Below are 5667 nucleotides of genomic sequence, written 5' to 3' on the forward strand. Positions count from 1 at the left end.
GCCTCATACGATGCCGCGCATACGACCGAGCGCGCCCCCTTCCATGCCACCACCACCGGCCGCCCGCGCAGTGACGGATCGTCGCGCTGCTCCACCGACGCGTAAAACGCGTCCATGTCCACATGAATGATTTTGCGCAGAACCGACACGGCGGGAAGACTCGGACCTGGAAGCGGATTGCCAGATGAACAAGATTACAGCCACACGCCTGAGTATGGTCTTTTCATAACAACAACATGCGTTTTTCAAGCTGAAAACACTACGCCAGCGTACGGTTAAAACGTTTGATTGAATCGCTTTTCCTCTGCACTCTTGCGCACTTGTATCCCCGCAACACAGCCGACCCACGGCCGGCTTTACCCGATGGCAACTTCTCCAGGATTGCGCTTTCCATGACTCGTCTCCACGCGTTCTCGCGCGAACAACTGCTGGCCAGCGCCCGCGGTGAACTGTTCGGCCCGGGCAGCGGTCGCCTGCCCAACGATCCGATGCTGATGTTCGATCGCATCACCGACATCCGCGACGACGGCGGCCCACACGGCAAGGGACTGGTACGCGCCGAACTGGATATCCGCCCGGACCTGTGGTTCTTCGGCTGCCATTTCATCGGCGACCCGGTCATGCCCGGCTGCCTCGGCCTGGATGCCATGTGGCAGCTCACCGGCTTCTACCTCACCTGGCTCGGCGCCCCCGGCCGCGGTCGCGCGCTGGGCTGCGGTGAAGTGAAGTTCACCGGCCAGGTGCTGCCCGAGGCCAAGCTGGTCAGCTACGAAATCGACATCACCCGCGTCATCAACCGCAAGCTGGTGATGGCCCAGGCCGACGCCCGCATGCTGGTGGACGGCCGCGAAATCTATTCCGCCAAAGACCTCCGCGTAGGTCTGTTCACTTCCACCGAGAACTTCTGATGCGTCGCGTCGTCATTACCGGAATGGGCATCACCTCGTGCCTGGGCAACGATCTGGACACCGTTTCCGCTGCACTGCGTGAAGGCCGCCCCGGCATCCGCAACCTGCCCGACCATGCAGACGCCGGTCTGCGCAGTCACGTCGGCGGCAACATCGAGCTGGACCTGGATGCGCAGATCGACCGCAAGCTCAAGCGCTTCATGAGCGATGCCTCGGCCTATGCCTACATCGCCATGCGCGATGCGATCGCCGATGCCGGCCTGGACACCGCGCAGGTCGCCAACCCGCGCACCGGCCTGATCGCCGGCTCGGGCGGTGGCTCCAGCCAGTGGCAGGTCGAATCGGCCGACATCCTGCGCGCCCGTGGCGTGCGCAAGGTCGGCCCGTACATGGTCCCGCGCACGATGTGCTCCACGGTGTCGGCGTGCCTGGCCACCGCCTTCCAGATCAAGGGCCTGAGCTACTCGCTGTCGGCGGCGTGCGCGACCTCCGCCCATTGCATCGGCGCAGCCGCCGACCTGATCCGCCACGGCGCCCAGGACGTGATGTTCGCCGGTGGCGGTGAAGACCTGCACTGGTCGATGAGCGTGATGTTCGACGCCATGGGCGCGCTGTCCACCCGCTTCAACGAGACCCCGGCCACGGCCTCGCGTCCGTACGACAAGGACCGCGACGGCTTCGTCATCGCCGGTGGCGGCGGCATGCTGGTGCTGGAAGATTACGACCACGCCGTGGCCCGTGGCGCGCGCATCTACGCCGAGCTGGTCGGCTACGGTGTCACCTCCGACGGTGCCGACATGGTCGCCCCGTCCGGTGAAGGCGCGGTGCGCTGCATGAACATGGCGATGGCCAACCTGTCCGGCCCGATCGACTACCTCAACACGCACGGCACCTCGACGCCGCTGGGCGATGTCACCGAGCTGAAGGCGGTGCGCGAAGTGTTCGGCGAAACGATTCCGCCGCTGTCCTCGACCAAGGCGCTGTCCGGCCATTCGCTGGGTGCGGCAAGCGTGCACGAAGCGATCTACTGCCTGCTGATGATGCGCGACGGCTTCATCGCCGGCTCGGCCAACATCGGTGAACTCGACCCGCTGGTGGAAGGCTTCCCGATCGTGCGCCAGAGCCAGGATGCGCAGTTGAACACGGTGATGTCCAACAGCTTCGGCTTCGGCGGCACCAACGCGGCGCTGGTCTTCGGCCGGGTCTGATGCGCGGTTGAAACCGTGATGGAAAAGCCCGGCCCTGCGCCGGGCTTTTTGTCTTTGGTCGGGCGGTCATGGTGCCGGCACGAAAGGCAGCCGAGCATGGCTCGGCTCTACAGGGGCGTGATCCGGCCATGTGGCTTGATCACGCGCCGGCAATTCCGCATCGCGCATGACCTGATGACGCACGGGCAATCACGCACCGTGCATGACCTGATCACGCACGTGCAATCCCGCACTGCGCATGACCTGATGACGCACGGGCAATCCCGCATCGCGCATGACCTGATGACGCACGTGCAATCCCGCATCGCGCATGACCTGATGACGCACGTGCAATCCCGCATCGCGCATGACCGGTAGTGCCGAGCCATGCTCGGCAACCGCGCGCAGCGCGGCACACGCATCCGAAGCCAATCTCCATCAAAACCGTCATCGGCGGTATCAGCGTCGTACCTGCTCGGCGCCCTTGGTGTGGGGGCCATGATGCCGGCACGAACGGCAGCCGAGCATGGCTCGGCTCTACCACCGGGGCGGGATCCGGTCATGTGACTTGATCACGCACGGGCAATTCCGCACCGCGCATGACCTGATCACGCACGGGCAATCCCGCGCCGCGCATAACCGGTAGTGCCGAGCCATGCTCGGCAACCGCGCGCAGCGCGGCACACGTATCCGAAGCCAATCTCCGTCAAACCGTCATCGGCGTCGTCGGCGTCGTACCTGCTCGGCGCCCTTGGTGTGGGGGCCATGATGCCGGCACGAACGGCAGCCGAGCATGGCTCGGCTCTACCACCGGGGCGTGATCCGGTCATGTGACTTGATGACGCGCCGGCAATCCCGCGCCGCGCATGACTTGATCACGCACGGGCAATCCCGCAGCGCGCATGACCGGTAGTGCCGAGCCATGCTCGGCAACCGCGCGCAGCGCGGCACACGCATCCGAAGCCAATCTCCATCAGACCGTCATCGGCGTTATCGGCGTCGTACCTGCCCGGCGCCCTTGGTGTGGGGGCCATGATGCCGGTACGAAAGGCAGCCGAGCATGGCTCGGCTCTACCACCGGGGCAGCCGAGCGTGGCTCGGCTCTACCGGAGGTGGGGCAGGAGCAGCGCGTGTGCGTCCACCAGCGAGCCGACGATGCGGTGCCCCAGTGCGCGCAGTTCTTCATCGGGATGCACCAAGTCGGGCACCTGGATCGCGGTCATACCCGCGCCCACCGCCGCACGGATGCCCGCTGGCGAATCTTCCAGCGCCAGGCAACGCGTCGGGTCCTTGCCCAGCTTCTGCGCGGCCAGCAGGTAGATGTCCGGCGCCGGCTTGGGGTGGGCCACGTCGCTGCTGGTCACCACCACGTCGAAGAAATCCAGCAACCCGGACGCCGCCAGCTTGCGCGACGCGCGCGGCTGCCGGGTCGAGGTGGCCACCGCGCGCGGAATGTCGTGTTCGCGCAACAGCTGCAGCAGTTCCAGGATCCCCGGCCGCAATGGTAGCCCGGCGTGCGTGCGGTGTTCGTACAGGTCATGGCAGCGCGCGAACAACGCCGCCACCTGGCCCGCGTCGATGCGCTGCAGCAGCAGGCGTTCGCAATCGCGGTCGCCCAACCCGACCATGCGCAACCAGAAGCCGTCCTCGAACGGCAATCCCAGCTCGCGCGCGGCCTGGGTCCAGCACTCGACCGACACGCGCTCGCTGTCGATCATCAACCCGTCCATGTCGAAGATGACCGCGTCAGGCAGGAACGGCAGCGCAGCGATCTGGCTCATGGCACGTTGAACAGAGTTTCCAGGTCCGCTGCATCGAGCGTGCGCCACTGGCCTTCTTCCAGCCCGCCCAGCGACAACCCACCGATGCGGCTGCGGTGCAGCGCCTCGACATGGTTGCCGACCGCAGCGAACATCCGCCGCGCCTGGTGGTAGCGGCCTTCATGCAGCACAAGCTGCGCCTGGCGCGGGCCGTCCACGTGCAGCTCGGCCGGCAGCAGCGGCTTGTCGTCCGATTCCAGCAGCAGGCCGCCACTGGCGAAGCGCGCGGTTTCATCGCCACGCAGGTCTTCGGCCAGGGTCACTTCATAGGCTTTGTCCAGGCGCGATTTGGGCGACACGATCCGGTGCAGCAGCGCACCGTCATCGGTCATCAGCAGCATGCCGCTGGTGTCCCGGTCCAGCCGGCCCACCGAGGACAGCACCGGCGCGCGCTCGCGGTAACGCGGCGGCAGCAGGTCGTAGATCAGCCGGCCCTTGTCCTTGGTCGAACAGGTATAGCCGCGCGGCTTGTGCAGCATCAGGGTCAGCCCCTGCGGCGGGTCCAGCGGCTCGCCCTCGACCCGGATCGCCTCGTGCGCGATCACGTCATCGGCGTACAGCACCTCGCCATCGGCATCGGTGACCAGGCCGGCGCGGAACATCGCCTGGACCTGCTTGCGGCTGCCGTAACCCAGGTTGGCCAGAAGCTTGACCAGTTTCATGCACGGTCCCAGTTGCGGCCGCGCGGGCTGTCCTTGACCCGGGCCGGCTCGCGGGTGCGGCCGGTGGTCTCCTTGGCCTTGGTCGCCTGGATCAGCTTGAAGCCGTCGCGCTCGGCGGCCACGCGGACCTGGCCGAAGCTGTCGTTGAGGATCTGCTCGTATGGCAGGTGGCGGTTGGCCACCAGCCACATCCGCCCGCCCGGGCGCAGCGCCTGCGCGGCCACGGCGATGAAACGCTGGCCGATGTCAGGACGGTCGGCGCGCGAGGGGGTGTGGAACGGCGGGTTGGTGACGATGAAGTCGTACTGGCCTTCGATGCCGGCGGTGACGTCCTGCCAGTGGAAGGCCAGCGCCGCCGGCTTGTTCAGCGCGGACAGGTTCTCGCGCGCCAGCGCCAGCGCGCGGCCTTCGGCCTCGAACAGGTCCAGCGCGGTCACGCCCGGGCAGCGCGCCAGCACTTCGGCCGACAGATAGCCGAAGCCGGCGCCCAGGTCGGCGCCACGGCCCGCCAGGTCGGCCGGCAGCTGCTCCACCAGCAGCGCCGAGGCCGGGTCGATGCGGTCCCAGGCGAAGATGCCCGGACGGCTCTGGAAACGCCCACCAAGGATCGCGCGCGGTGCATCCAGGGTCGCCCAGCGCTGGGCCAGCGCGGCGTCGTGCTGGTCGTTCAGCGGCGCGGTCCAGTAGGCGCGGCAGTGGTTCTTGGTCAGCTTGCCGCCCAGGCCGGCCAGCTGCTGCAGGTCGCCTTCACCGGAGCGAGCGCCTTCGTTGTTGTGCTGGCAGGCCACCACCACGCCACCCGGCGCGGTCAGCGCCAGTGCGCGGGCGAACAGGGCCCGGGCTTCCTCGCGCTGGCGCGGCGGCAGGACCAGCACCAGGGCATAGCGGGTGGTGTCGTTGGCCAGCTGCTGCTCGTCGCGTACGGTCCAGCCACTGGCTTCCAGCGCGTCGGCGAACGGGCGGAAGCTCTGCTCGCAGACCAGCTGGCCCGGCTGGGCATGCTCGCGCAGCGGCCAGCCATCGCGGGCGCGCAGGAACAGCACCGGGCCGGCGGGCCAGGACAGCACGCCGCTGGCGAACGGCAGGAACA

6 protein-coding genes and 1 pseudogene are annotated in these 5667 nt (G+C 67.5%); 3 read left to right on the top strand and 4 right to left on the bottom strand.

Annotated elements, in window-relative coordinates; genetic code table 11:
* Nucleotides 1–140 (bottom strand): annotated as a pseudogene (locus tag RTO53_RS10210) (DNA polymerase IV); the annotation flags it as partial.
* Between the two features lie 252 nt (nucleotides 141–392).
* On the opposite strand from RTO53_RS10210, the gene fabA reads away from it, so the two are divergent.
* The 3 genes from fabA to RTO53_RS10225 all read left to right on the top strand — a co-directional run bounded on the left by fabA (nucleotide 393) and on the right by RTO53_RS10225 (nucleotide 2473).
* Nucleotides 393–908, top strand: a complete 516-nt coding sequence (fabA, locus tag RTO53_RS10215) for a 3-hydroxyacyl-[acyl-carrier-protein] dehydratase FabA (RefSeq protein WP_038690696.1) — start codon at nucleotides 393–395, stop codon at nucleotides 906–908.
* A complete protein-coding gene (gene fabB / locus RTO53_RS10220) occupies nucleotides 908–2116 on the top strand; it encodes a beta-ketoacyl-ACP synthase I (RefSeq protein ID WP_312237686.1) in 1209 nt (402 codons plus the stop codon). Before fabA ends, fabB begins: the two co-directional genes overlap by 1 nt.
* Nucleotides 2117–2212: 96 nt before the next feature.
* Nucleotides 2213–2473, top strand: a complete 261-nt coding sequence (locus tag RTO53_RS10225; RefSeq protein WP_312237687.1) for a hypothetical protein — start codon at nucleotides 2213–2215, stop codon at nucleotides 2471–2473.
* 725 nt (nucleotides 2474–3198) lie between these two features.
* On the opposite strand, the gene RTO53_RS10230 is transcribed toward RTO53_RS10225, so the two are convergent.
* The 3 genes from RTO53_RS10230 to RTO53_RS10240 all read right to left on the bottom strand — a co-directional run.
* The gene (locus RTO53_RS10230; protein WP_312237688.1) at nucleotides 3199–3876 is read right to left on the bottom strand and encodes an HAD family phosphatase; all 678 of its coding nucleotides are present in this window, start codon (nucleotides 3874–3876) and stop codon (nucleotides 3199–3201) included.
* Nucleotides 3873–4577 carry a pseudouridine synthase gene (locus RTO53_RS10235; protein ID WP_312237689.1) on the bottom strand — a complete coding sequence of 235 codons (705 nt, stop codon included), beginning with the start codon at nucleotides 4575–4577 and terminating at the stop codon, nucleotides 3873–3875. Before RTO53_RS10235 ends, RTO53_RS10230 begins: the two co-directional genes overlap by 4 nt.
* On the bottom strand, nucleotides 4574–5667 hold a 1094-nt coding region (locus tag RTO53_RS10240; RefSeq protein ID WP_312237690.1), incomplete at its 5' end, for a class I SAM-dependent methyltransferase. The genes RTO53_RS10235 and RTO53_RS10240, both read right to left, overlap by 4 nt.

Source organism: Stenotrophomonas sp. (assembly GCF_031995405.1).
In the GTDB taxonomy this organism is placed as follows: Bacteria; Pseudomonadota; Gammaproteobacteria; order Xanthomonadales; family Xanthomonadaceae; genus Stenotrophomonas.

Excerpts from the sequence above, each read along its gene's own strand:
- fabA (WP_038690696.1), top strand. The coding sequence starts at position 393 with ATGACTCGTCTCCACGCGTTCTCGCGCGAACAACTGCTGGCCAGCGCC.
- fabB (WP_312237686.1), top strand. The coding sequence starts at position 908 with ATGCGTCGCGTCGTCATTACCGGAATGGGCATCACCTCGTGCCTGGGC.
- RTO53_RS10225 (WP_312237687.1), top strand. The coding sequence starts at position 2,213 with ATGGCTCGGCTCTACAGGGGCGTGATCCGGCCATGTGGCTTGATCACG.
- RTO53_RS10230 (WP_312237688.1), bottom strand. The coding sequence starts at position 3,876 with ATGAGCCAGATCGCTGCGCTGCCGTTCCTGCCTGACGCGGTCATCTTC.
- RTO53_RS10235 (WP_312237689.1), bottom strand. The coding sequence starts at position 4,577 with ATGAAACTGGTCAAGCTTCTGGCCAACCTGGGTTACGGCAGCCGCAAG.